19 protein-coding genes are annotated in these 24,365 nt (G+C 71.6%); 6 read left to right on the top strand and 13 right to left on the bottom strand.

What is annotated here, in order from left to right; all coding sequences use genetic code 11:
* Positions 1–119 precede the first annotated feature (119 nt).
* From CP978_RS24580 to rimP, 3 genes are all read right to left on the bottom strand, one after another.
* Complete coding sequence (locus CP978_RS24580) at positions 120–401, bottom strand: YlxR family protein (protein WP_079162293.1); 282 nt, start codon at positions 399–401, stop codon at positions 120–122.
* Positions 402–529: 128 nt separating this feature from the next.
* The gene (nusA, locus tag CP978_RS24575; protein ID WP_043444352.1) at positions 530–1,525 is read right to left on the bottom strand and encodes a transcription termination factor NusA; all 996 of its coding nucleotides are present in this window, start codon (positions 1,523–1,525) and stop codon (positions 530–532) included.
* Positions 1,526–1,527: 2 nt separating this feature from the next.
* Complete coding sequence (rimP, locus tag CP978_RS24570; protein WP_043444350.1) at positions 1,528–2,037, bottom strand: ribosome maturation factor RimP; 510 nt, start codon at positions 2,035–2,037, stop codon at positions 1,528–1,530.
* A 229-nt stretch (positions 2,038–2,266) separates the two neighbouring features.
* Here rimP and CP978_RS24565 point away from each other — a divergent pair, with 229 nt between their 5' ends.
* From CP978_RS24565 to CP978_RS24555, 3 genes are read left to right on the top strand one after another with little or no spacing between them, the layout of a single operon-like run.
* The gene (locus CP978_RS24565; RefSeq protein WP_227745434.1) at positions 2,267–2,899 is read left to right on the top strand and encodes a hypothetical protein; all 633 of its coding nucleotides are present in this window, start codon (positions 2,267–2,269) and stop codon (positions 2,897–2,899) included.
* Complete coding sequence (locus CP978_RS24560; protein ID WP_043444348.1) at positions 2,896–3,402, top strand: ferritin-like domain-containing protein; 507 nt, start codon at positions 2,896–2,898, stop codon at positions 3,400–3,402. Before CP978_RS24565 ends, CP978_RS24560 begins: the two co-directional genes overlap by 4 nt.
* A 49-nt stretch (positions 3,403–3,451) precedes the next feature.
* Complete coding sequence (locus CP978_RS24555) at positions 3,452–4,354, top strand: aminoglycoside phosphotransferase family protein (RefSeq protein ID WP_043444346.1); 903 nt, start codon at positions 3,452–3,454, stop codon at positions 4,352–4,354.
* Between the two features lie 924 nt (positions 4,355–5,278).
* On the opposite strand, the gene CP978_RS24550 is transcribed toward CP978_RS24555, so the two are convergent.
* The 6 genes from CP978_RS24550 to dxr form a co-directional block, all read right to left on the bottom strand.
* Positions 5,279–6,979 carry a proline--tRNA ligase gene (locus tag CP978_RS24550; RefSeq protein ID WP_043444344.1) on the bottom strand — a complete coding sequence of 567 codons (1,701 nt, stop codon included), beginning with the start codon at positions 6,977–6,979 and terminating at the stop codon, positions 5,279–5,281.
* 105 nt (positions 6,980–7,084) lie between these two features.
* Complete coding sequence (locus tag CP978_RS24545; RefSeq protein ID WP_043444342.1) at positions 7,085–7,675, bottom strand: GNAT family N-acetyltransferase; 591 nt, start codon at positions 7,673–7,675, stop codon at positions 7,085–7,087.
* 110 nt (positions 7,676–7,785) lie between these two features.
* Positions 7,786–8,634: a GNAT family N-acetyltransferase gene (locus CP978_RS24540; protein WP_043444340.1), complete on the bottom strand. Its 849-nt coding sequence runs from the start codon at positions 8,632–8,634 to the stop codon at positions 7,786–7,788.
* 433 nt (positions 8,635–9,067) lie between these two features.
* Entirely contained in the window at positions 9,068–10,225 is a 1,158-nt protein-coding gene (ispG, locus tag CP978_RS24535) for a flavodoxin-dependent (E)-4-hydroxy-3-methylbut-2-enyl-diphosphate synthase (protein WP_043444338.1), read from the bottom strand.
* A gap of 161 nt (positions 10,226–10,386) precedes the next feature.
* Positions 10,387–11,679, bottom strand: coding sequence for a M50 family metallopeptidase (locus tag CP978_RS24530; RefSeq protein ID WP_174498736.1), 1,293 nt, complete (start codon positions 11,677–11,679; stop codon positions 10,387–10,389).
* A gap of 8 nt (positions 11,680–11,687) precedes the next feature.
* On the bottom strand, positions 11,688–12,980 hold the full coding sequence (dxr, locus tag CP978_RS24525; protein ID WP_150478301.1) for a 1-deoxy-D-xylulose-5-phosphate reductoisomerase: 1,293 nt from the start codon (positions 12,978–12,980) through the stop codon (positions 11,688–11,690).
* A gap of 187 nt (positions 12,981–13,167) precedes the next feature.
* On the opposite strand from dxr, the gene CP978_RS24520 reads away from it, so the two are divergent.
* Positions 13,168–13,620, top strand: coding sequence for a lamin tail domain-containing protein (locus CP978_RS24520; protein ID WP_079162552.1), 453 nt, complete (start codon positions 13,168–13,170; stop codon positions 13,618–13,620).
* 75 nt (positions 13,621–13,695) lie between these two features.
* Here the strand turns inward: CP978_RS24520 and CP978_RS24515 are convergent, their stop codons facing one another.
* Positions 13,696–15,642, bottom strand: a complete 1,947-nt coding sequence (locus tag CP978_RS24515) for an acyl-CoA dehydrogenase family protein (protein WP_043444334.1) — start codon at positions 15,640–15,642, stop codon at positions 13,696–13,698.
* Positions 15,643–16,030: 388 nt separating this feature from the next.
* Between CP978_RS24515 and CP978_RS24510 the strand changes: the two genes are divergently transcribed.
* Together CP978_RS24510 and CP978_RS24505 are read left to right on the top strand one after the other, a co-directional pair.
* A complete protein-coding gene (locus CP978_RS24510; protein WP_043444332.1) occupies positions 16,031–17,044 on the top strand; it encodes a LacI family DNA-binding transcriptional regulator in 1,014 nt (337 codons plus the stop codon).
* Between the two features lie 111 nt (positions 17,045–17,155).
* Positions 17,156–19,195: a glycoside hydrolase family 31 protein gene (locus CP978_RS24505; protein WP_043444330.1), complete on the top strand. Its 2,040-nt coding sequence runs from the start codon at positions 17,156–17,158 to the stop codon at positions 19,193–19,195.
* A gap of 186 nt (positions 19,196–19,381) precedes the next feature.
* Here the strand turns inward: CP978_RS24505 and CP978_RS24500 are convergent, their stop codons facing one another.
* From CP978_RS24500 to CP978_RS24490, 3 genes are read right to left on the bottom strand one after another with little or no spacing between them, the layout of a single operon-like run.
* Entirely contained in the window at positions 19,382–20,095 is a 714-nt protein-coding gene (locus CP978_RS24500; protein WP_043444328.1) for a glycoside hydrolase family 12 protein, read from the bottom strand.
* A complete protein-coding gene (locus CP978_RS24495; protein WP_079162292.1) occupies positions 20,056–22,332 on the bottom strand; it encodes a glycosyl hydrolase family 95 catalytic domain-containing protein in 2,277 nt (758 codons plus the stop codon). Before CP978_RS24495 ends, CP978_RS24500 begins: the two co-directional genes overlap by 40 nt.
* Positions 22,329–24,305 carry a beta-galactosidase gene (locus CP978_RS24490; protein ID WP_043444326.1) on the bottom strand — a complete coding sequence of 659 codons (1,977 nt, stop codon included), beginning with the start codon at positions 24,303–24,305 and terminating at the stop codon, positions 22,329–22,331. The genes CP978_RS24495 and CP978_RS24490 overlap by 4 nt, the downstream gene beginning before the upstream one ends.
* Between the last annotated feature and the right edge of the window lie 60 nt (positions 24,306–24,365).

The raw sequence follows: 24,365 nt of genomic DNA, 5'->3' as shown, positions 1-24,365 counted from the left end.
CGCGTACTCATCGAGTGCTCATCGCAATCTCGACCTGCTTTCGACTCGCGAGGTACCAGGACCGCACGGGGATCCGCGCGGCGCTTCTTACGGTGTTGCCTGTTCAGCGAGGTGCTGTTTCAGCAACCATCTGTCTGCTCGACGTACCGGCGCAACGCCTTTGTGTCGAGCGGCCCCGGGACGCGCAACGCCCTCGGGAACGCCCGGCGGCGTACCGCCAGGTCGAGACAGGCCAGGGCGGGGTGTACATATGCACCCCGGCCGGGCAGCGTACCGCGAGGGTCGGGGACACAGAGATCCCCGTCCACCACGGTCCGCAGCAGTTCGATCTTGGCCGCTCGCTCCCGGCACCCCACGCAGGTGCGCTCAGGGCGTACGCGGGCATGCGTCCGGCCAGACACGGCTAAGTCTACCTCCCCGCACCGACCTCACCCCTTCGGGGCAAGAATCGAACGGATGTCTTTTTGATCTCCGACTGACACCTCAACGACACTCGGCGGGGATTCTCTTCCCCGCCGAGGCCGATCGCTCAGTCCCGCCTCTCGGCGGGCTGCTCCGTGTCGGGCCGGATATCGATCCGCCAGCCGGTCAGCCGGGCCGCCAGACGGGCGTTCTGCCCCTCCTTGCCGATCGCCAGCGACAGCTGGTAGTCGGGCACGGTCACCCGTGCGGAGCGGGCCGCGAAGTCCACGACCTCCACCTTGGAGACACGGGCCGGGGAGAGGGCGTTCGCCACCATCTCGGCCGGGTCGTCCGACCAGTCGACGATGTCGATCTTCTCGCCGCTGAGCTCGCCCATCACATTGCGCACCCGGCCGCCCATCGGGCCGATGCAGGCGCCCTTGGCGTTCAGGCCCGATCGGGTGGACCGCACCGCGATCTTCGTACGGTGACCGGCCTCACGGGCGATCGCGGCGATCTCGACGGACCCGTCGGCGATCTCCGGCACCTCCAGCGCGAAGAGCTTCTTCACCAGATTGGGGTGGGTGCGGGAGAGGGTCACGGACGGGCCGCGCACCCCCTTGGCCACCCGGACGACATACGAGCGGATGCGCTTGCCGTGCTCGTACGTCTCCCCTGGCACCTGCTCCTGCACCGGCAGGATGGCCTCCAGCTTGCCGATGTCCACCAGCACGTTCTTCGGGTCGCGGCCCTGCTGGACCACACCGGTGACGATGTCGCCCTCACGGCCCGCGTACTCGCCGAGCGTCGCGTCGTCCTCGGCGTCCCGCAGACGCTGCAGAATGACCTGCTTGGCGGTGGTGGCGGCGATACGGCCGAAGCCCGACGGAGTGTCGTCGAACTCGCGTGCCTCCTGCCCCTCCTCCAGATCCTCGGGGTCCTCCTTCGCCCACACGGTCACATGGCCGGTCTCCCGGTTGAGCTCCACGCGCGCGTGGCGGCGGCTTCCCTCGGTGCGGTGGTAGGCGATGAGGAGGGCCGCCTCGATCGCCTCGACCAGCAGGTCGAAGGAGATCTCCTTCTCCCGCACCAAGCCCCGCAGGGCACTCATGTCGATGTCCACGGCTACGCCTCCTCCTCTTCCGTCATGTCCTTCTTGTCCTTGCGGTTGAACTCGACCTGCACGCGCGCCCTGGTGATCTCCGGGAACAGGAGCCTGCGGGTGGTGGCCTTGCGGCCCTTCACGCCGGGCACCTCCAGATCGAGGCCCTCGTCGTCCACCGTCAGGATCCTGGCGACCAGTTCGCCGTCCTCGGCCAGCTGGAACCGCACGAGCCGGTCGACGGCCCGTGCGAAGTGACGGTGTTCCTCGAGAAGGCGTTCCGCGCCCGGGGTTCCGACCTCCAGGTCGTACGCGCCCTGGCCCATCGCGTCGCTCTCGTCGAGCTTCGCCGAGAGCGCACGGCTCACATCGGCGATCTGATCCAGGTCGGCTCCCGTGTCGGAGTCGACGACGACGCGCAGCACCCGCTTGCGTCCGACGGATTCCACGACGATCTCTTCGAGATCGAGTCCCTGGGATTTCACGAGCGGTTCCAGCAGCTCTCGCAGCCTCTCGCTCTGGGTGGTGCTCATCCGGGTGACTCCTCGGCCGCGTGTGCTGTTGTGGGATGGTCGCGTGTCAGGTCAAAGGGTATCCGGTCCCGGGGAGTGTTGCCGTCCGCCTGTGCCGTCACCGCCTGGCCGGGGTGCGATCGGCCGAGCCGATGGCGGGCACGGGAGCGGCGCGCGGGTACGGTGATCATGGGCGAGCCGCCCATCCGTTCGTATCAGGTCTCCCGAGGATCTCCCGAGGACGTCTGCCGTGCCGTTCCCTCCGTTTTCGCGCGCCTCTGTCCGCAGAAGGAGCCTGCTCGCCTCGGCCGCGGGTGTCGCACTGCTGGCGGGGTGCTCCGCCGCCCCCGATCCGGCTGCCCGGAGCAGCGCTCTCTCCTCCGCGGACCGGGCCCGCGCGCGTGCGGCCCGCGACAGCGCGGCGCTGGCCGAGCGGTATGCGCAGGTGATCGCCGCCCATCCGGGGCTGGCGGACCGGCTGCGGCCGCTGCGCGCCGAAGTCCTCAGGCACGTACAGGCGTTCGGCGGGGCCTCCGGTGCCTCGGGGGCCGCTTCGGGGTCCGCCTCGGCATCGGCTTCGTCGCCGGCGTCCGCGTCCGCGTCCGCGTCGGTCACGCCCTCGGCGTCGGGGGCGGTCCCGTCCTCGGCGTCGGGACCGGCGTCCGCGTCCGGATCGGCGTCGGCGTCGGCGTCGGCCGGTGCGTCTTCGGTGCCCGAGGACCCCAAGGCCGCGCTCAAGGGTCTGGCGACGGCCGAGCGGAATCTGGCCGACCGGCGGGCCGAGGCGCTGCTGGACCTGCCGGGCGAGTCCGCGCGGCTGATGGCGTCCGTGGCGGCGGCCGGGGCGGTCCACGCATATCTGCTGACGGAGGGCGGTAAGTGAGCACGACCACCAGCACACCGGGCACGGCCACCGGTTCGACGCGGGCCGAGAGCGCGGAACTCACGGCGGTACGGGCCGCGCTGCGCGCCGAGCACGCCGCGGTCTACGGCTACGGCGTCGTCGGCGGCCGGATCGAGCGGGCCCGCCGGCAGGAGGCCCGGGACGCCTACGACGCGCACCGCGCGCGACGGGACGAACTGGCCCGCGCCGTACGGGATCTGGGCGGCAGCCCGGACGCCGCCGCGGCGGGTTACGCGCTTCCCTTCACGGTCGACGACTCCGCCGCCGCCGTGCGGCTGGCCGCCGAACTGGAGGAGCGGGTGGCCGCGGTGTACTCCGACCTCGTCCGCGCCTCGACGGACGCCAGGCGGAGCCTCGCCACCGCCGCGCTGCGGGAGGCAGCGGTGCGGGCGGTGCGCTGGAGCGGTGAGAGCGTAGCCTTCCCTGGTCTCGCCGAGCGGGCGGCGGCCGTCCCCAGCACGTCGGCGACACCACGGACCTGAGGCGTACGCCCCACGCGTGCGAAGCCGACCTGGAAGGAACACCTCGCGCATGGCTTTCGAACCGCCGCAGCGCCTCGTCAGGGCGCTCGGCGAGACGCACCCGGAGGGCGGCGCCGAGTGGCTGGACCGGCTCGGGGAGCTGGTCCGGCAGGCCGCCGAGGTGCACGGGGTGACCGTGGAGCGGGTGCAGGCGCCGGGCGGTCGCAGCAGTCTGGTGCTGCTGGTGCGGCAGGCCGGCGGAACCCCCGCCGTGCTGAAACTGGCGCCGCCCCGGGCCCGGCCGGAGAGCGAGCGCGCCGCGCTGGCGCACTGGGGCGGCTCCGGCGCCGTACGCCTCCTGGACTCCGGCTCCGAGCAGGGCGTACTGCTGCTCGAACGGCTGCACCCGGAGCTGTCCGTGCGGTCGCTGCCGGAGGCCAAGGCCCTGCTGGAGGCGGCCGGGACGCTGCGCAGGCTGTGGGTGGAACCGCCGTCCGGTCACTCCTTCGAGACGGTGGCCGTGCGGACCGAGCGACAGGCCCGGGCGATGCGGGCCGAGGCGGAACGGGACGCCGCGCTCACCCCGCTGGTCGACGCGGCGCTCGCGGCCCGTGAGGCACTGCTGGCCGCCCCGCCCGAGGAGCGACTGCTGCACGGGACCTTCCGGCAGAGCAAGGTGCTCGCCGGGGAGCGGCTGCCGTGGCTGGCGGTGGGTCCGGATCCGGTGGTCGGCGAGTGCGCCTTCGATCTGGCGCGGCTGGTGCGGGACCGGGTGGAGGACCTGATCGCGGCGCCCTCCGGGGCGTCGATCACCCGCCGCCGGGTGAAGTGGCTCGCGGAGTCGCTGGAACTCGACCAGGAACGGCTGCGCGGCTGGACGCTCTTCCGGGCGGTCGAGTCCGGCATACGGGCCCACCGGGTCGGCCGCGCCCAGGACGCGGAACTACTGCTGGAGTTCGCCACCTGGCTGTGACCGCTCCCCGACCCGGCCGACCCGGACTGCGGGCGGCTGCGGGCGGCGCACCGCTCATCGGCCCTCGACGCGGGCGCGGCCGTCCTGTGCCCAGCATGCGGTCTGCCGCTGGGCCGGCGCCGGTCCGCGGCGCGTCGCGCCCCTCGATGCGGAACCGGCCGACGCGGGTCGGCGCACTTCGGGACAGGTCCGCTCAGGTCAGCGCGCGGTTCCGGCCGCGCTGACAGTCCGGCTGGGTCTGCGAGACCCCTGACGACCACAACGCCCGGCCCCGGAGGCCCGGCGGCCCCCGGCCCGCCTCAGGAACTCCGGCATGACCCGTAGAGGACCACCGCCGGGGCAGAAGGCCGGGCGTCCGGGCCTTCCGACACTCACCCGGACTGTCAGCACGGCCGGACGGGCCTGCACCCGGTCGAACGAGCCCCGGCGTGGCCGGTGGAGTACGACCGCCGGGTAAGGAGGCCCGACGTCCGGGCCTTTCGGCACTCAGCCGGACTGTCAGCACGGCCGGACGGACGGCGGGCCGGCTCTTGTGCCCGGGGAGCGCCGGACGCCGACGCCCGCGGGGTGGCACGGACCTGTGCGGGCCCGCGCGCCGACCTGAGCGGACCGGTCGTCGCGCGCCGACCGGTCCGGCATCGGCGGTCGCGTCGCGATCCCCGCGACGCGGCGCGGACCGGCGCCGAGCCAGTGGCAGACCGCACGCTGGGCGCGGGACGGCCGCGCCCGCGTCGAGGGCCGATGAGCGGTGCGCCGCCCGCAGCCCGGGGCACGGGGCCTCGGCCTCTCCCCCGGGCGTCGGGCGTGTGGTCGTCAGGCGTCTCGCAGACCGCCGTGTGCCGGTCGGGGTGGTGGCTCCCGGTGCTGAAATCGGCGAGCGGCCGTCGGTCGGGGACCGGCGGCCGCTCGTGGGCGGGGTGTGGCTCAGGCCGTCAGGCGGGCGAGGGCCTCGTCCACCGTCAGCTCCTCGCGTTCGCCCGTCCTGCGGTCCTTGAGCTCCACGACGCCTTCGGCGGAACGGCGGCCCGCCACCAGGATCTGCGGCACACCCATCAGCTCGGCGTCGGTGAACTTCACGCCCGGCGACACTCCGGCCCGGTCGTCGACCAGGACCCGGACACCGGCCGCGGCCAGCCTGCCGGAGATGTCGAGGGCCAGCTCGGTCTGCACGGCCTTGCCGGCCGCCACCACATGCACATCGGCCGGGGCGACCTCCGCGGGCCAGCACAGCCCCTGCTCGTCGGCGGTCTGCTCGGCGAGCGCGGCAACCGCGCGGGAGACACCGATGCCGTAGGAGCCCATGGTCACGCGGACCGGCTTGCCGTTCTGGCCGAGGACGTCGAGCTTGAGGGCGTCGGCGTACTTGCGGCCCAGCTGGAAGATGTGCCCGATCTCGATGGCGCGGTCCAGCTTGAGCCCGGTGCCGCAGCGGGGGCACGGGTCGCCCTCCTGCACCACCACGACATCCACATAGGCGTCGACCTCGAAGTCACGGCCCGCGACCACGTTCTTGACGTGGAGGCCCTCCTTGTTGGCACCGGTGATCCAGGAGGTGCCGGGCGCGACGCGCGGGTCGGCGACGTAGCGGACCTTCTCCAGGCCCTGCGGGCCGACATAGCCGCGGACCAGGTCCGGGCGGCCCTCGAAGTCCTCCGCGGTGACCAGTTCGACGGTCGCCGGGGCGAAGTGGGCCTCGACCTTGCCCAGGTCGACCTCGCGGTCGCCGGGCACACCGATGGCGACGATCTCGCCGTCGACCTTGACCAGGAGGTTCTTCAACGTCGCGGAGGCCGGGACGCCCAGCGAGGCCGCCAGGGTCTCGATGGTCGGGGTGTCGGGGGTCGGGATCTCCTCCGCCGCGGGCACACCGGAGCCGTCGGCCGGCGTCAGCTCATAGGTGATCGCCTCGGTGTTGGCGGCGAAGTCGCAGTTCGGGCAGTCCGCGAAGGTGTCCTCGCCGGCGGCGGCCGGGGCGAGGAACTCCTCGGACTTGGAGCCGCCCATCGCACCCGCCGTCGCGGCGCAGATGCGGTAGTCCAGGCCGAGCCGCTCGAACACCCTCTGGTAGGCCTGGCGGTGCAGGGCGTACGACTCGGCGAGGCCCTCGTCCGTGAGGTCGAAGGAGTAGGAGTCCTTCATCAGGAACTCACGGCCGCGCAGGATGCCCGCGCGGGGCCGGGCCTCGTCACGGAACTTGGTCTGGATCTGGTAGAGGATGACCGGCAGGTCCTTGTACGAGGACGCCTGGTCGTTCACCAGCAGGGTGAAGATCTCCTCATGGGTGGGACCGAGCAGGTAGTCGCCGCCCTTGCGGTCCTTGAGGCGGAACAGCTCCGCGCCGTACTCGTCCCAGCGGCCGGTCGCCTCGTACGGCTCGCGCGGCAGCAGGGCGGGGAGCAGCACCTCCTGGCCGCCGATCGCGTCCATCTCCTCGCGGACGATGCGCTCCACATTGGCGAGGACCTTCTTGCCGAGCGGCAGCCAGGTCCACACTCCGGCGGCGGTGCGGCGGACATAGCCGGCGCGGACCAGCAGCTTGTGGCTGAGGACCTCGGCGTCCGCCGGGTCGTCGCGCAGCGTCTTCGCCATCAACTGGGACATGCGCTGGACCGGTGCGTTCGCCATGGTTTCTCGACTCCTGCTGATCGGGATCCCCCCGCTCGAGCGAACCGAGAGTGGGGGAGGGTATCGCTAGGAGGTTAGCCGGGCGGCAGGTGCGGGCGGTAATCGTCAGGGACCCTCCGGGCCGCCCCGGGGCCTGAGCAGGGGCAGGGGGGCGCCCATCACGGCGTAGGGCTTGGCGGCGCTGGGGAAGTACACCTGCCGCGCCAGGTCCTCGTAGCCCAGGGAACGGTACAGGCCGCGGGCCGGGCTGTCGGTGTCGATGGCCGACAGGATCGAGCGCGGTTCGGAGGCGCCGTCGGTGAGGGCGGTGATCAGGGCGCGTCCGATGCCGCGGTTCTGGTGGTGCGGATGGACATGCAACTCGGTGATCACAAAGGAGTTGTCGAGCCAGGCGTCGTTGCCCCGGGCGCGCAGATACGGTTCGACCACGGTGGACCACCAGTGGGTGCGGTCGTTGGGCATGCCGTAGACGAATCCGACGAGCCGCCCGTCGCGGGTGGTGGCGCCGAGCGCGCGGGCCCCCGGGTGGGTCATGTGCCGCAGCACGATCTGGCGGCGTACGGCGATCTCCTCGGCGCCGAGCCCGAACGCGACGGCCTGCACGGCGAGCGCCTCGTCCACGCGGGCCGACAGATCCAGGGGGCCGATCGCGACCTCGTCGGGCCGGCGGTGACCGTGACCGGGAAAGCGCAGCATGCGGGGAGCCTACAGGGGCCCCGCACCGTCGTTCAGGGGGCGGCTCCCGCCCGGCCGGGCACCTGGATCCCCGGACCCGCCGCGGGGCTCGGGTCCCGGTGCCTGCCCGGTCAGAACAGCACGCTCATGAACGCCCCGACCTCCTGGAAGCCCACCCTCAGATAGGTCCGCCGCGCGGCGGTGTTGAAGTCGTTGACATACAGGCTCGCCACGGGGGCCACGTCCGCCAGCGCATAGCGCAGCACCGCCGCCATGCCGGGGGCGGCGAGGCCCTGGCCGCGGTACTCGGGGGCGACCCAGACGCCCTGGATCTGGCAGGCGCGGGTGGTCGCGGCGCCGATCTCGGCCTTGAAGACGACCTTGCCGTTCTGGTCGAGGCGGGCGAACGACCGGCCGGAGCCGACGAGTTCGGCGACCCGGGCCTGGTAGAGCAGTCCTCCGTCGCCGGCCAGCGGGGAGACGCCGACCTCCTCGGTGAACATCGCCACACAGGCCGGCATGATCGTCTCCATCTCGTCCTTGCGGACGCGGCGGAGGTAGGGGTCCGGAGTGATGTCGTCGGGCATACGGTCGGTGACCATGAGTGGCTGACGGGTACGGACCTCGCGGGCCGGACCCCAGGTCGGCTCCAGCAGCCGCCACAGCTGGGCGGTGGCCTCGGCGGGCCCGACGATGGAGGAGCAGCGGCGGCCGATGCGCCGGGCGCGGTCGGCGAAGGCCCGTACCGCGCGGGGGCCGGCGCAGAGCGGGACGAGGTTGGCGCCCGCGTAGCACAGCGAGGTCAGCATGCCGTCCTCGTACCAGCCCCACATCTCGCCGCCGAGCCGCCAGGGGTCGAGGCCCGCGACCTGGACCCTGGACGTCACAAAAGCGTTCGCCACCGGCTCGCGGTCGAGGACGGCGAGCGCGGCGTCCAGGTCACTCGGTTCGAGGACCCGAGTGGTGGTCTGCGTCAACACGTACGGGAGCCTCACCCTGGGTTCTGCTGATCTCCGCACTGTACCTGGCGCGCCCGGACGGCGCCGCCCGGCATCTCGTCCCGTGGACGGCCCGGTGGGGCGGGTGATCCCGTGGTGATCCCTGGGCCCGCGAGGCACGGCCGGGGTCGTGCCGGGGACCGGCCGCCGACGGCGGGCGAGCAGGGCGGCTCCTGGGAGGGCCCACCCGAGCCGACGGTCCGGCCGGGGCCGCAACGACCGGGCAGGGCGCCCCCGTTGTCGCCGCGTGTCGTGAAGTCGCCGTCAGGCGGGGCGGATCGGCGCGCGGCGGAGGGTGCCGCAGGCCGGTGGAGACCCGACTCCCTTGCGGTGCGGGGGTGTCGGGTGTCCGTACACGAACGCTCCGTCACCGGGTAGGTGACGGAGCGCGAGTGAGATGGTGGAGGGGCGGGGCTCAGCCGGCCACCGAGACCGACGGCTCTCCGGAGGCGATGCCGTCCTTCTCCATCTGCTCGGCGAGCTTCATCGCCTCGTCGATCAGGGTCTCCACGATCTTCGACTCCGGCACGGTCCTGATCACCTCGCCCTTGACGAAGATCTGCCCCTTGCCGTTGCCCGAGGCCACCCCCAGATCCGCCTCCCGGGCCTCCCCGGGACCGTTGACCACACAGCCCATCACCGCGACCCGCAGCGGCACCTCCATGCCCTCCAGACCCGCCGTGACCTCCTCCGCCAGCTTGTACACATCCACCTGCGCCCGACCACAGGACGGGCACGACACGATCTCCAGCCCCCGCTGACGCAGCCCCAACGACTCCAGGATCTGCGTACCGACCTTGATCTCCTCCACCGGAGGCGCCGACAACGACACCCGGATCGTGTCCCCGATCCCCTGCGACAGCAGCGCACCGAACGCGACCGCCGACTTGATCGTCCCCTGGAACGCGGGACCCGCCTCCGTCACCCCCAGATGCAGCGGATAGTCACACTGCGCCGCGAGCTGACGGTAGGCCTCGACCATCACCACCGGGTCGTTGTGCTTCACCGAGATCTTGATGTCCCGGAAATCATGCTCCTCGAACAGCGACGCCTCCCACAGCGCCGACTCCACCAGAGCCTCCGGCGTCGCCCTGCCGTACTTCTGCAGCAGCCGCCGGTCCAACGACCCCGCGTTCACCCCGATCCGGATCGGAGTGCCATGGTCCCGGGCCGCCTTCGCGATCTCCCTGACCTTGTCGTCGAACTGCTTGATGTTGCCCGGATTCACCCGGACCGCCGCACAGCCCGCCTCGATCGCCGCGAACACATACTTCGGCTGGAAATGAATGTCCGCGATCACCGGGATCTGCGACTTCCCCGCGATCACCGCCAGCGCATCCGCATCGTCCTGCGTCGGACACGCCACCCGCACGATCTGACAACCCGACGCCGTCAACTCAGCGATCTGCTGAAGCGTCGCACCGATGTCCGAGGTACGCGTCGTCGTCATCGACTGCACCGACACCGGTGCGTCCCCGCCCACCGCCACGGAACCGACCTGGATCTGCCGGCTCTTCCGGCGCTCGGCGAGCTTGGTCGGAACGGACGGCATGCCGAGTGAAATCGCAGTCATCTGCTGTGCAACCCCAAGGTGTGGATCGAGATCCGGTCCCGGAACGACGGGCTCCAGGGTTTGAGACTACGGCACGCGGGCGGGCCCCAGCGCATCACGGTCCGTAAACCCCTCCATCGGACGGTGGCCGGGAAACAGGACACTTCCCGGCCACCGTCGCATCAGGAGATCTTCACGGGATTGACCACGTCCGCGATCAGCACCAGCAGTGTGAAGCAGACGAAGACCCCGGCCACCACATAGGCGACCGGCATCAGCTTCGCCACGTCGAAGGGGCCCGGGTCGGGGCGGCGCAGCACCTTGGCCGCGGTGCGGCGCAGCGACTCCCACAGGGCGCCCGCGATGTGCCCGCCGTCGAGCGGCAGCAGCGGAAGCATGTTGAACAGGAACAGGGACAGATTGAAGCCCGCGACGAGCAGCAGCATCATCGCGATCTGCTGGGACGGCGGGATGTCCAGGGTGAACACCTCGCCGCCGACACGGGCCGCGCCCACCACGCCCATCGGGGAGTCCGGCTGGCGCGGGGCGTTGCCGAAGGCGGCGTCCCACAGGGCGGGAACCTTTCCGGGCAGGGCGACCAGCGACTCGACGCCGTTCTGCATCATGTCGCCCATCCGGTGCACGGACTGGTCGAAGGACTGCTGGACGATGCCGCTGGCCGGGGTGAAGCCGAGGAATCCGGCGTACACGTACTTGCCCTCGACATAGCCGCCGTTGCCGTCCGTCTTGCTCACCTGGTTCTTGATCAGGTGGGCGTGCAGATCGACCCGCTGGCCCTTGCGCTCGACGACGATGGTGACGTCCTTGCCGGGGTTGGCTCGGATGTCGGACTGGAGGGCGGACCAGTCCTTGACCTGGGTTCCGTCGAACTCGACGATCTTGTCGCCCGGTTTGAGGCCGGCGGCGAGGGCGGGTGCGGCCGGGTCCTCCTTGGCGCACTTCGTACGGTTCTCGCTCTGCTGGATGACGCAGTCGGAGACCTTGGAGACCGTGGTGGTCTGGGTCTGGACGCCGAAGGACATCATCACACCGAGGAAGATCACCACGGCGAGGATCAGGTTCATGAAGGGGCCCGCGAACATGACGATGACCCGCTTCCACGGCTTGCGCGTGTAGAAGAGGCGCTTCTCGTCACCGGGCTGCAGCTCCTCGAAGGACTGCGCTCGTGCGTCCTCGATCATTCCGCGCCACGGTGAGGTGGAGCGGGCCTCGATCCTGCCGTCCGGGCCCGGCGGGAACATGCCGATCATGCGGATGTAGCCGCCGAGCGGAACCGCCTTGATGCCGTACTCGGTCTCGCCCTTCTTCCGCGACCAGATGGTCGGGCCGAAGCCGACCATGTACTGCGGCACCCGGACGCCGAAGAGCTTGGCCGTCGACAGATGTCCCAGCTCGTGCCAGGCGATGGAGACCAGCAGGCCGACCACGAAGACGACTATGCCGAGGATCATCATCAGGGTCGTCATGCACGAGCCTCCGCGGTTGCCGTCTGTGCCGTCAGTTCTCTGGCCCGGGCGCGTGCCCAGGCCTCCGCTTCGAGGACGTCCGCGACGGTCAGGGAAGTTCCCGTGCGGTGGGGGTCCGCCCGTTCGGGCGACGTCGAGGAGGACGGAGTGCCGTGCTCCCCGACCACCCGGGTGACCGTGTCCATGATCCCGTTGAACGGGAGCGTGCCGTTCAGGAACGCGTCGACGCACTCCTCGTTGGCGGCATTGAACACCGCGGGGGCCGTGCCCGCGAGCTGCCCCACGTGCCGGGCGAGCCCCACCGAGGGGAAGGCCTCATGGTCGAGCGGGAAGAACTCCCAGGTCGACGCGGTGGTCCAGTCGAAGGCGGGCGCCGCGTCGGGCACCCGCTCGGGCCAGCCGAGACCGATGGCGATCGGCCCGCGCATATCGGGGGGCGTGGCCTGGGCCAGGGTCGATCCGTCCGTGAACTCCACCATCGAGTGGACGTACGACTGGGGGTGGACGACGACCTCGATGCGCTCGAAGGGGATGTCGTAGAGCAGATGCGCCTCGATCACCTCCAGGCCCTTGTTCACCAGGGTCGCGGAGTTGATCGTGATGACCGGTCCCATGGCCCAGGTGGGGTGGGCGAGGGCGTCCTTCGGGGTCACATCCGCCAGATCGGCCCGGGTACGCCCGCGGAAGGGGCCACCGGAGGCGGTGACGACGAGCTTGCGCACATCGGCTCGGGTGCCGGCGGCCAGGGCCTGGAAGAGCGCGGCGTGCTCGGAGTCCACCGGAATGATCTGACCGGGCTTGGCCAGGGCCTTCACCAGCGGGCCGCCCACGATGAGCGACTCCTTGTTGGCGAGCGCCAGCGTACGGCCCGCCTCCAGGGCGGCGAGGGTGGGCGCCAGGCCGATGGAGCCGGTGATGCCGTTGAGCACGGTGTGGCAGGGGGAGGCGGCCAGCTCCGTGGCCGCGTCGGGTCCGGCGAGGATCTCCGGAAGGGGCTCTCCCGGACCGTACTGGGCCGACAGGGCCTCGCGCAGTGCCGGTACGACGTCCTCGCGCGCCACCGCGACCGTGCTCACCCGCAGACGGCGGGCCTGCTCGGCGAGCAGGGCGACCCGGCCGCCGTTGGCGGAGAGCCCGGTGACCTTGAACCGGTCGGGGTTGCGCAGCACGAGGTCGACGGCCTGGGTGCCGACCGAACCGGTGGAGCCGAGGATCACGACGTCCCGGACGCCGTCCACGGGGTCGAAGAAGAGATGGGGGTCGGCAAGAGGAGCTGGGCTGTCACTCATCCCCCCATTCTTGCCGCATGGCACCGCCCGCAGGACAGTGCGCCCCTCGGGCGTGTGACATACCAGCCTTCCGGGCCGAAGGGAAGCGAAACAGCTTCCATGAAGAACAGGTGAAGGTCATGTGATAACACTTCATTCCCGGCCGGTGTCCGACCGGCCGATGGACGAGATCCTGGGGGGATTCTCCATGCGCGTACGCGCTGCCCTGCCCGCACTCGCGGGCGCCGCGGCCCTGATGGCCACGGCCGCGCTCGCCACTCCGGCACAGGCCGCCGGCGGTGTGGCCGTCTACCACGTCTGGTTCGACAGCCCCGGCAAGGATGACCGCTCGAACAAGAGCCTGAACGGCGAGTGGGTCCAGATCAAGAACAACGGCTCCTCCGCGGTCTCGCTGAAGGGCTGGATCCTGAAGGACGCCTCGAACCACCGGTACACCTTCCCCGATGTGAAGATCGGCGCGCACAAGACGATGAAGGTGCACACCGGCCAGGGCAAGGACACGACGGCGGACAAGTACCAGAACCGCCGGGCCTATGTCTGGAACAACACGGGGGACACGGCCACGCTCACCAAGGCGAACGGGAGCAAGGTCTCCTCGTGCTCCTGGACCAAGAAGAACAAGGACCACAAGTACTGCTGAGCCCCCGGACGCTTCGGTTCCGGAGATGACCGCAGGGTCCGGCCCCCGGGGGCCGGACCCTGCGGCGTCCCGGCGTCAGCTCTTGGGGATCACCCTGCGCACATCGGGCCGGGGTTTCTTCGGCGGGGTGACGTCGGCGATCCAGGGTCCTTCGCCCGACGGGTCAATGACCCCTTCCTCCAGCCATGCGTAGGTGCCGGACAGCACGCCCTTGACCACCGTGCGGTCCAGTTCGTCCGTGTTGCTCCACAGTCGGCCGAACAGCTCGTCGACGCGGATCCGGGACTGCCGGCAGAAGGCGTCGGCGAGCTGGTACGCCTCCCGCCCGTGCTCCCCGCTCGCGCGCAGATGCTCGGCACGTACACAGGCCGCGCTCATCGCGAACAGCTCGGCGCCGATGTCGACGATCCGCCCGAGGAAGCCCTGCTTGGTCTCCATCCGCCCCTGCCAGCGGGACATTCCGTAGAAGGTGCAGCGGGCCAGCTTGCGGGCGTTGCGCTCGACGAACCGCAGATGCGGCGAGAGATCGACATGGTGGTGGAACGCACCGTAGGCGCCCGGGACCTGGCCCTGCCCGGCCACCAGCTTCGGCAGCCACCTGGCATAGAAGACCCCGGCGTTCGCCCCGGCCCTCGCCTTGTCGGCCAGGGACTTGTCCGGGTCGATCAGATCGCCGGCCACGGACAGATGGGCGTCCACCGCCTCGCGGGCGATCAGCAGATGCATGATCTCCGTGGAGCCCTCGAAGATGCGGTTGATCCGCAGATCGCGCAGCATCTGCTCGGCCGGCACCGCCCGCTCGCCGCGGGCCTTCAGGGACTCGGCCGTCTCGAAGCCACGGCCGCCGCGGATCTGGACCAGCTCATCGGCCATCAGACAGGCCATCTCGGAGCCGTACAGCTTGGCGAGGGCGGCCTCGATCCGGATGTCGTTGCGGTTCTCGTCGGCCATCTGCGACGAGAGATCGACGACCGCCTCCAGCGCGAAGGTGGTGGCCGCGATGAAGGAGATCTTCGAGCCGACCGCCTCGTGCAGCGCGACCGGCTTGCCCCACTGCTCGCGGGCCGCCGACCACTCACGGGCGATCTTCAGACACCACTTGCCCGCTCCCACGCACATCGCGGGCAGGGACAGCCGGCCGGTGTTCAGCGTGGTCAGCGCGATCTTCAGGCCCGCGCCCTCGGCACCGATCCGGTTGCGCCCCGGGACCCGGACGCCACGGAAGCGGGTGACGCCGTTCTCCAGTCCGCGCAGCCCCATGAAGGCATTGCGGTTCTCGACGGTGACGCCCTCCGAGGCGGCCTCCACCACGAAGGCGGTGATGCCGCCCTTGTGGCCCTCGGACCTCGGGACCCGTGCCATGACCACGAGCAGATCGGCGACCACACCGTTGGTGGTCCACAGCTTGACCCCGTCGAGGATGTAGTCGTCCCCGTCCGGGACGGCCATCGTGGCCAGCCGGGCCGGGTCGGATCCCACGTCCGGCTCGGTGAGCAGGAACGCCGAGATGTCGGTGCGGGCACAGCGGGGCAGAAAGGTGTCCTTCTGCTCCTGGGTGCCGAAGAGTTTCAGCGGCTGCGGTACGCCGATCGACTGATGCGCGGACAGCAGCGCGCCGATCGCGGGGCTCGCGGAGCCGGCCAGAGCGAGCGCCTTGTTGTAGTACACCTGGGTGAGGCCGAGACCGCCGTATTTCGTGTCGATCTTCATACCGAAGGCGCCGAGCTCCTTGAGCCCGTTGATCGCCTCGTCGGGGATCCGGGCCTCGCGCTCGATGCGGGCGGAGTCGATCTGGGTCTCGCAGAAGTCGCGCAGCTTGGCGAGGAACTCCTCGCCGCGCTGTACGTCCTCGTCGGCGGGCAGCGGGTGGGGGTGGATCAGATCGAGCCGGAAGCGGCCGAGGAACAGCTCCTTGGCGAAGCTGGGCTTGCGCCAGTGCTGCTCACGCGCGGCCTCGGCGACCTGGCGTGCCTCACGTTCGGTGACGGTGGGCTTGGGAGTGGGGGCGGTTGGTGCGGACATGAGGCTCACCTCGCCGCGAATCGGGGTTCTATGGGGCGTGTGGGGCGTATACCGATCAAGATCCCGTACGGGCGCCAAGAGTGCCGAACCCTGCTCTCGGGGGCGTACGTTACCGATCGGTGCTACTCGATCGTTGGTACCCGATTCGGGGCGAGCTCACCAGTCCTCGCGCAGCCGTCCGCCCGGAAAAACGTCTGGGCCGCCGCTCCCGGACACCGCCCGGTGTCAAGCCGGCCCGGGCCCCGAGTGCCCCCTGGGAATTTCTCTGTCGAAGCGCTTCGACGACCTATGGACAGCCCTCCCCCACCGGGCTACTGTCAGTCCCTCATACACCTCTGTTCCGCACCACGCGCACCGTCGAAGCGCTTCACTACGCTGGGAGAGCTGGATGGTCACCCTCGCCGAGGTCGCCCAGCACGCCGGAGTGTCGGCGAGCACGGTGAGCTATGTCCTCAGCGGCAAGCGGTCCATCTCCGCGTCCACCCGTCAGCGGGTCGAGCGGAGCATCCGGGAGCTCGGCTATCACCCGAACGCCGGGGCCCGCGCCCTGGCGAGCAGCAGGTCGAACATCATCGCGCTGATGGTTCCGCTGCGCACCGACATGTATGTGCCGGTGATGATGGAGATCGCCATCGCCGTGGCGACCGCGGCGCGCGCCCATGGGTACGACGTGCTGCTGCTCACCGGCGAGGAGGGCCCCGACGCGGTGCACCGGGTCACCGGCAGCGGCCTCGCCGAGGCGATGATCCTGATGGACGTCGAGCTCGACGACGAACGGCTGCCGCTGCTGCGTGCCACGGACCAGCCGTCGGTGCTCATCGGGCTGCCCGCCTCCACCGCCGGGCTGACCTGCGTCGACCTGGACTTCGGGGCCACCGGCGCGCTGTGCGCGGAGCATCTGGCGACGCTGGGGCACCGCGACATCGCCGTCATCGGCGAGGCACCCGCCGTCTACGAGCGGCACACCGGCTTCGCGGAGCGCACCCTCGACGGCCTCCGGTCCCGCTCCCGGGAGCTGGGACTGCGGGTGCTGCACCGCCCCTGTGAGGGCGGGTACGACGCGATGGCCCTGACTCTGGCCCGGGTCCTCGACGAGCGGCCGGGCACCACGGGGTTCGTCGTGCAGAACGAGTCCGCGGTCGAGCCGCTGCTGGCGCTGCTGCGCCAGCAGGGCCGGGCCGTGCCCGAGGACGTCTCCGTGCTGGCGATCTGCCCGGAGCAGGTCGCCACCCAGGCGTCGGTGCGGCTGAGCTCCGTCGCCATCCCCGCACAGGAGATGGGACGGCGCGCCGTCGAACTGCTCGTCGCCAAGCTGGACGGGCGCGGCACGGACGAAGTGGTGCTGCTCGCGCCGGAGCTGACGGTCCGGGCGAGCACGGGTCCGGCTCCGGCCGTGTCCTGAGCCGGGGCTCCGGACCGTCCAGCCCGGCCCCGGGGCGCCCCGCCGGGCGGGTCCGCGGGCGCCGATCCGTCCTCCCGGCACCTTCCTGTCGGCATTCCTCCAGGAGCCCCCGTGAATCAGCCCCCCGAAGAGCCTCAGGTCAGTCTCGCCCAGTCCTCCCCCACCCGGGGCACGTTCCGCGAGCGGGACGGCGCGCTGGAGTGGAGCGGCCGCCAGGAGACCGTACGCGTCGAGCCCTGGGGTCCGGACGCCGTCCGGGTGCGGGCCCGGCTCGGCGGCCCGGTGCTCGAGGGGTTGCCGGGTGCCCTGCTCGACGATCCGCCGTCCTGCGGGTCCACCGTCAAGATCGAGGCCGAAAGCGGCCGGCTGACGGTCGGGGCGCTCACCGTGGAGGTGAGCGCCGAGGGTCTGATCCGTTTTCTGCGCACCGAGGACTCGGCCGAACTGCTCGCCGAGGAGCGCGCCCACTTCTGGTGGCCGGGGCCCCGCCTGTACACGGCGGTCGGCAACGGCCATCACCGGCTGGAGCAGCGCTTCGCCGCCTACGAGGACGAGAAGCTGTACGGCCTCGGCCAGCACCAGCACGGGCGCCTCGACCAGAAGGGCCTGGTCCTGGATCTCGTCCAGCGCAATGCCGAGGTCTCGGTCCCGGTGCTCACCTCGAACCGCGGCTACACCCTGCTGTGGAACAACCCGGCGATCGGCCGGGTCGAGCTGGCGGGCAACGGCACCCGCTGGGTCGCCGACTCGGCCCGTCAGATCGACTACTGGATCACGGCGGGCGACCCGGCCGACGGGCAGCGCCGCTACAGCGCGGCCACCGGCCGGACGCCGATGCTGCCCGAGTGGGCGGCGGGCTTCTGGCAGAGCAGGCTGCGCTACCGCACCCAGGACGAACTGCTCGCCGTGGCCCGGGAGTACAAGCGGCGCGGGCTGCCGATCGACGTCATCGTCTGCGACTTCTTCCACTGGACGCATCTGGGCGAGTGGAAGTTCGACCCCGCCGAGTGGCCGGATCCGGCCGCGATGGTGCGGGAACTGCGCGAGATGGGCATCGAGCTGGCCGTCTCCGTGTGGCCGTCGGTGTCCCCGCTGTCGGAGAACCACCCGGTCATGGAGCAGCGCGGCTGGTTCATCGGCACCCAGTACGGGCCCCTGGCCCATGCGGACTGGCCCGACAAGGAGGTCGCCTCCACCGTCCAGATCGCCTTCTACGACGCCACGAACCCCGAGGCGCGGGAGTTCCTGTGGTCACGGATCAAGGAGAACTACCTGGATCCGTACGGCATCAGGGCGTTCTGGCTGGACGCCTGCGAGCCGGAGCTGAAGCCGGGCTTCCCGGAGAATCTGCGGTACTGGGCGGGCCCCGGCCAGGAGGTCGGCAACCTCTATCCGCGGGAGAACTCCCGCGCCTTCCACGAGGGTCTGCTGGCCGCCGGGCAGAGCGAGATCGTCACCCTCAACCGCTCGGCGTGGGCGGGCAGTCAGCGCCATGGCGCGGCCCTGTGGTCCGGGGACATCGGCCATGACTTCGCCACCCTGCGCCGGCAGATCGCGGCGGGCCTCAACACCGCGCTGTCCGGCATCCCCTGGTGGAACACCGACATCGGCGGTTTCCACGGCGGCGACCCGGACGACCCGGCCTACCGTGAGGTGATGGTCCGCTGGTTCCAGTTCGGCGCGCTGTCCCCGCTGATGCGGCTGCACGGCTTCCGCGACCCGGGGATGCCGCTGGGGCCGGCGATGACCGGCGGCCCCAACGAGGTCTGGTCGTACGGCGAGGAGGCCGGCGCGATCCTGGAGAGCTGTCTGCGGCTGCGCGAGCGGCTGAAGCCGTACATCCTGAGGGTGATGCGCGAGGCCCATGAGGAGGGCCTGCCGGTGATGCGTCCGCTGTTCCTGGAGTTCCCCGGCGACCGGGCGTCCTGGTCGGTGGACGACGCCTATCTCCTGGGCCCCGATCTGCTGGTGGCCCCGGTGCTCACGGCGGGCGCCACGGCCCGCACCGTCCACCTTCCGGCGGGCGCTCGCTGGCGGGACGCCTGGTCCGGGCAGTCGTACCGGGGCGGTGCGGCCGTCACGGTCGAGGCGCCGCTGGACCGTATCCCGCTGTTCCTGCGGGACGGGGCCGAGCTGCCGATCACCGGCTAGTGCCCCGACAGGCACCGTTCGCCCCGTCGCGACGCCCGGCACGCTCCCCCACGCTCGACTGCGCTCGCGCGGGAGGTGCCCCCACGACGCCGCTCCTTCACGGGCAAACGGTGCCTGCCGCGGCACTAGCGGCCGGAGTGCGGCCGGCCCCCGCCGGAGGCCGGCCGCACCGCCCGGCACCGTGGCTCAGCTGCTGCTGACGGTCAGGCTGTCGGTGGTGAAGTCCAGGCCGCCGGACGAGGAGGTGATCTCGTAGCCGAACTGCACATCACCGATGGTCACATTGCCGAACCAGCCCTTGGTGTCCTTGATCCACTTGAGGATCGGCAGCACATCGACGCTGCCGGAGCTGGAGTTGGCGCTGCGGATGAACGAGAAGACGTCGTTGGAGCCGTTGTTGCCCTTGTAGACGTTCCAGCTGGAACCGCCGAGCGTCACACTGCCCTGTGCGGTGCCGAGGGGCCCGACGGCCCCGGTCTTGTTGACCCAGAGCATGACCTCGTACCGGTAGCCGGTGTCCCAGATGTCGTACGAGGTGTTGTACGCGCCCCGGGACGGGACCGTGACGTTGTACTTGCTGGTGAGCGAGGAGAGGGAGGTGATCGACTTGTTGATCACCTTTTTGGCGTTGGGGTAGGACTTGATGCCCCCGGTGTCGGGGTGGTCGGCCCGGACACCCCAGTTGGTGCCGGAGTTGGCCCAGATGCACTGGCTGCCGGTCCCGGAACCCCAGATGTTGTTGTAGAGGGTGTAGCCGTTCAGGGTGGTGTTGCCCCACTGGTCGCAGGAGTTCCAGACGGCGGCCTGGGCGGGGGCCGAGGCGAGGCCGACGGTGGCTCCGAGGGCGAGCGCGGGGGCGATCAGCGCGGTGGTGAGCCTGCCGAGGAGGTGTGGTGCCATGGTGTCCCTTCCATGGGTGGGGGGAAGTGCTGCGGTTGCTGCGGCCCCAGGTCGAGGACGCAGTCTTCGCCGGCGACGAGGTCGAGCGGTCGTGCGCCGGCGGAAGTCCTGAGGTCGACACGGCAGCTGCGGGTGGGACGTACGACGGCCCGGGCGTGCCCGGGTGACCAGGTGAGGTCGACCTCGGCGCCGAACCGGGTGCGTATCCCGTGGAGCCGTCCCCCGGGGTACCCGGCGGGGAGCGCGGGCAGCAGCACCAGCCTGCCGGGGGTCGACCGGACGAGCGCCTCGACGACCACGGCGGGGAGCGCATGGGCCGCGTCGGCGTTGTAGACGTCGCGGTGGGGGTAGTGGGCGCTCATCAGGGAGGCATGGAAGTAGTCGCCCGCCAGGACCTGGCCCAGGGCGTGCGCCACCCGGGCGCGGTCGTCCAGCCGGGCGGCGACGAGCGCCTGGTGGAGGTGACCGTGCGCGGAGTCGTTCTCGGCGCCGCGCCGCCGCAGTGCCTCCCGGGCGGCCGCCGCGAGATCCGGGGTGTCGTAGGGGGTGATCTCGTCCAGCGGCCAGACGCCGTAGAGATGGCTGAGGTGCCGGTGGTCGTAGGAGTCCTCCAGCCCCGGCCGGGCCCATTCGGCGAGGGCGCCGTCGGCGTTGATCCGATGGGGCGGGAGGCGGTCGGCGAGGGCCCGCAGCCGGGCCGCCGCCTCCGGGTGGTAGTCGGCGGCCGTGCGCAGTGCGTGCCGGGCCGCCGAGAGGTCCATGGCGGCGTCGACCGTACCCCAGCTCGCGTTCGCGGGGCGGTTCTCGGGCGAGTAGGAGGGGACGACGACCAGACGGCCGTCCCGGTCGGTCCGGGTGAGGAAGTCCTCGTAGAACCGGGCGACTTCGGCGAGGGCCGCGGCGGTCCGGGGATCGCGTCGGCCGGAGGTCTCGTCGTGCTGGACGAGCGGAGTGAGGAGCCAGTCGGCGCCCGCGGTCCACAGATGGAGCGGGTACTCCCGCTGGAAGTGGTGGCTGTGGCCGGACTCGCCGTCGCTGTGGCAGGGCGCGACGACACCCCGGGCGCCGAAGATCGCGCGGGCGTTCTCCCGCCAGTGATCCAGCCGGCGGTGGATCAGCGCCGCCTGCGCCTCGGTGACCTCGGGAAGGGCCGCGGCCACCGCGGAGGCGGTCTGGAGGGGGAGGTTGGCGTCGGCGGTGAACCCGCCGGACCATGCCGTGTTCCAGTCGCCCGTCCACAGGCCGGTGAGCCGCGGCGGCAGCATGCCGCTGGAGCTGAGCAGGTGATAGCGGCCTGCGGCGAACAACCGCTCCAGGAGCGCGGGGCTGGTGGGGCGCGTCAGCAACGCCGAGCCGGGCAGGGCCCGTTCGGCGTCGTCGGCGTCGAGCGAGAGACCGGCGCGCAGATAGGCGGTGCGGTGCAGCGCGAGATGGCGGTCCAGGAGAGCGTCGTAGGGATCGCCGTCCCCGGCCGTCAGCAGGGCGCGCAGGGCCTCTCCCTCCGCCGGTGCGTCCGGCTCGCCGGTGTGCCGCCGCACCCGGGTCAGCAGCAGCACCGACTCCGCGTCCCTGATACAGGCGCCCTCGGGGGACAGGGCCGTCCGGCCGCCGTCGACCGCCACCACGCTCACCCCGGTGTAGCCGCGCTCGCTGTCCGGGTAGCGGGCGCTCAGGGTGAGCAGCGCCCCCTCCGCGGTGAGGGCCGTCCCCTGTCCGACGGCCAGGTCCGGTGGGGCGCCGGGCAGCCGGTGGTCGAGACCGAGGCGCAGCTCGGGTCCCGGGGCGGTCACCCGCTGCACGATCACATCGTCCGCGCGCGAGACGAAGACGCTGCTCCTCCACTCCCCGCAGCCGGCGGTGACCACGCCCGAGGTGAAGTCCACCGACCTCCGGTAGCCGTGCTGCTCGGCGGGGGGCCGCCGCAACCGCAGCTGGAACGCCGGGTGGAAGGGCTGCACCCAGCTCAGCTCCCGCCCGTCGGTGAAGTCCTCGGCGGCCGCCGTGTCACCCGCGAGCAGCCGGTCCTGCAGCTCGGCGAGCCGGTGGGCCAGCTCGGGCGGCCGGGCGTGCTCGCTGCCGTTGGGGCGCAGCAGGGTGTGGTGGGTGACGATGACCCGGTCGTCCCGGGGATCGCCGGTCACCATGGCGCCATGGCGGCCGTTGCCGCTGAGGAAGGCGTCCTCCCAGCGGGCGGCGGGCTCCGGCTCCCAGGTGCCGGCGGCGGGACGGTCGCTCATGACCGCAGCACCGCCACTCCGTACCGGCCCAGGGTGAGGGAGTCCCTGACCGTCTCGCCGGTGAGCAGCTCGCGGTGGGTGCCCGGCACCGCGACCGTGACCGGTTCGCGACCGTGGTGGAGCACGAAGAGCAGCTTCCCGCGCCGGACCGCCTCGACCCCGTCGGGCAGTCCTTCGAGCACCGGCCGTACGCCCGCCTCGGCGGCGATGCCGGCGAGCAGCTCGCGCAGCGCCTCCGGCTCGGGAAGAGTGGAGAGGTACCAGGCCCGCCCCTGCCTCGACACCGCCGGGAGGCCGTCGAGTTCGCCGCCCCGGTAGCGCGCGGCCACCGCCTCCGGCCGGGTCCGGAGCTCCTCGGACCACAGGGTGCCCCGGAAGCCGCCGTGCGGGCCCTCGCACACGACGCTCTCCCCGGCCTCCAGCGGCCACCACTCGTGCAGCGTCTCGATGCCGAACAGGGCGCGCAGCCGGGCGTCCATGCCACCGGGGCGCACCCGGTCGTCCTCGTCCACCACTCCGCACAGAAAGCCGCTGACCAGGGTGCCGCCGTCGCGCACATACGCCAGGAGGTTCTCGATCGCCGCGTCCGTGAGCAGATAGGCCGCCGGGGCGACGACGAGCCGGTACCCGGACAGATCGTGCTCGGGGTGGGCGAAGGCGGTGGTGAGACGGGACTCCCACAGGGCACGGTGCCAGGCGTGCAGCAGGGCGGGGTGGTCGACCTCGCGGGACGGGCGGCCGTCCTGGGTTCCGGCCCACCAGGAGTGCCAGTCGTGCAGCACCGCCACCTCGGCGGTGACCTCGCTGCCCGCCACCTCGGGCCCGAGCGCGGCCAGTTCGGCCCCGATCCGTGTGACCTCCTGGAAGGTGCGGCCCCGCTCCCCCGCATGGCCGACCATCCCGGAGTGGAATTTCTCCGCGCCCTGCCGGGACTGCCGCCACTGGAAGTAGCAGACGGCGTCGGCGCCCCGGGCGACGGCCTGGAAGGACCAGAGGCGGTTGAGGCCCGCCGGCTTGGGGTGGTTGACGCCGCGCCAGCTGACCGCCCCCGCCGCCTGCTCCATCAGCATCCAGGGCCCCCGGGCCTGGGAGCGGGTCAAGTCCTGGACCAGCGCGCCGTGCTGCGCCGCGAGGGGGTCGCGCGGGTCGGGATAGAGGTCGACGGAGACGATGTCCTCCTGCTCCGCCCATGCCCAGCCGTCCTGTCCCGTCCAGAGCGGCATGAAGTTGGTGGTGACCGGGATGTGCGGGGTGTGCCGGCGCACGATGTCGCGCTCCGCCGTGTAGCACTCGAGGAGCATGTCGGAGGTGAAGCGCCGGAAGTCCAGCAGCTGGGCGGGGTTCTTCAGATAGTGGGCGCGGCGCGGGGGCAGGATGCCGTCCCAGCTGTCGTGGACCTGGCCCCAGAAGGCCGTGCCCCAGGCGGTGTTGAGCGCGTCGAGGGTGCCGTACCTCTCGCGGAGCCAGCGGCGGAAGGCGGCCGCGGCCTCGTCGCCGTGGTCGAAGGTGCAGTACTCGTTGTTGATGTGCCACAGGGTGAGGGCGGGATGGGCGGCGTAGCGGGCGGCCAGGTCCTCGGTGATCGCGGCGGCGTGGCGCCGGTAGACAGCGCTGGAGTGGGAGAAGTGCTGGCGCCCGCCCCACCATTCGATGTGGCCGTCCTCGTCGCGGGGCAGGGTCTCGGGGTGCAGCCGGCCCATCCAGGGGGGCGGTGCGGAGGTGGGGGTGGCGAGGGCGACCCCGACGCCGTTGTGGTGCAGCAGGTCCATCAGCCGGTCCAGCCAGCCGAACTCCCGTGCGCCCGGGTGGGGTTCGAGCCTGGCCCAGGAGAAGACCCCGACGGTCACGGTGGTGACGCCCGCCTCCCTCATCAGCCGGACGTCCTCGTGCCAGATCTCCTCGGGCCACTGCTCGGGGTTGTAGTCGCCGCCGAAGAGGACCCGGCCGCGGGTCACCTCGCCGAGGCCGGGCATCAGAGCGGCTCCCCGGGCGGGAGCGCCCTTCGGCTCGTGGCGGGTGCGTGCATCGCATAC

This window comes from Streptomyces nodosus (assembly GCF_008704995.1).
In the GTDB taxonomy this organism is placed as follows: Bacteria; Actinomycetota; Actinomycetes; order Streptomycetales; family Streptomycetaceae; genus Streptomyces; species Streptomyces nodosus.
Note: the sequence above shows the minus strand (reverse complement) of the source record. Positions and strands in the feature narration are given on the sequence as shown.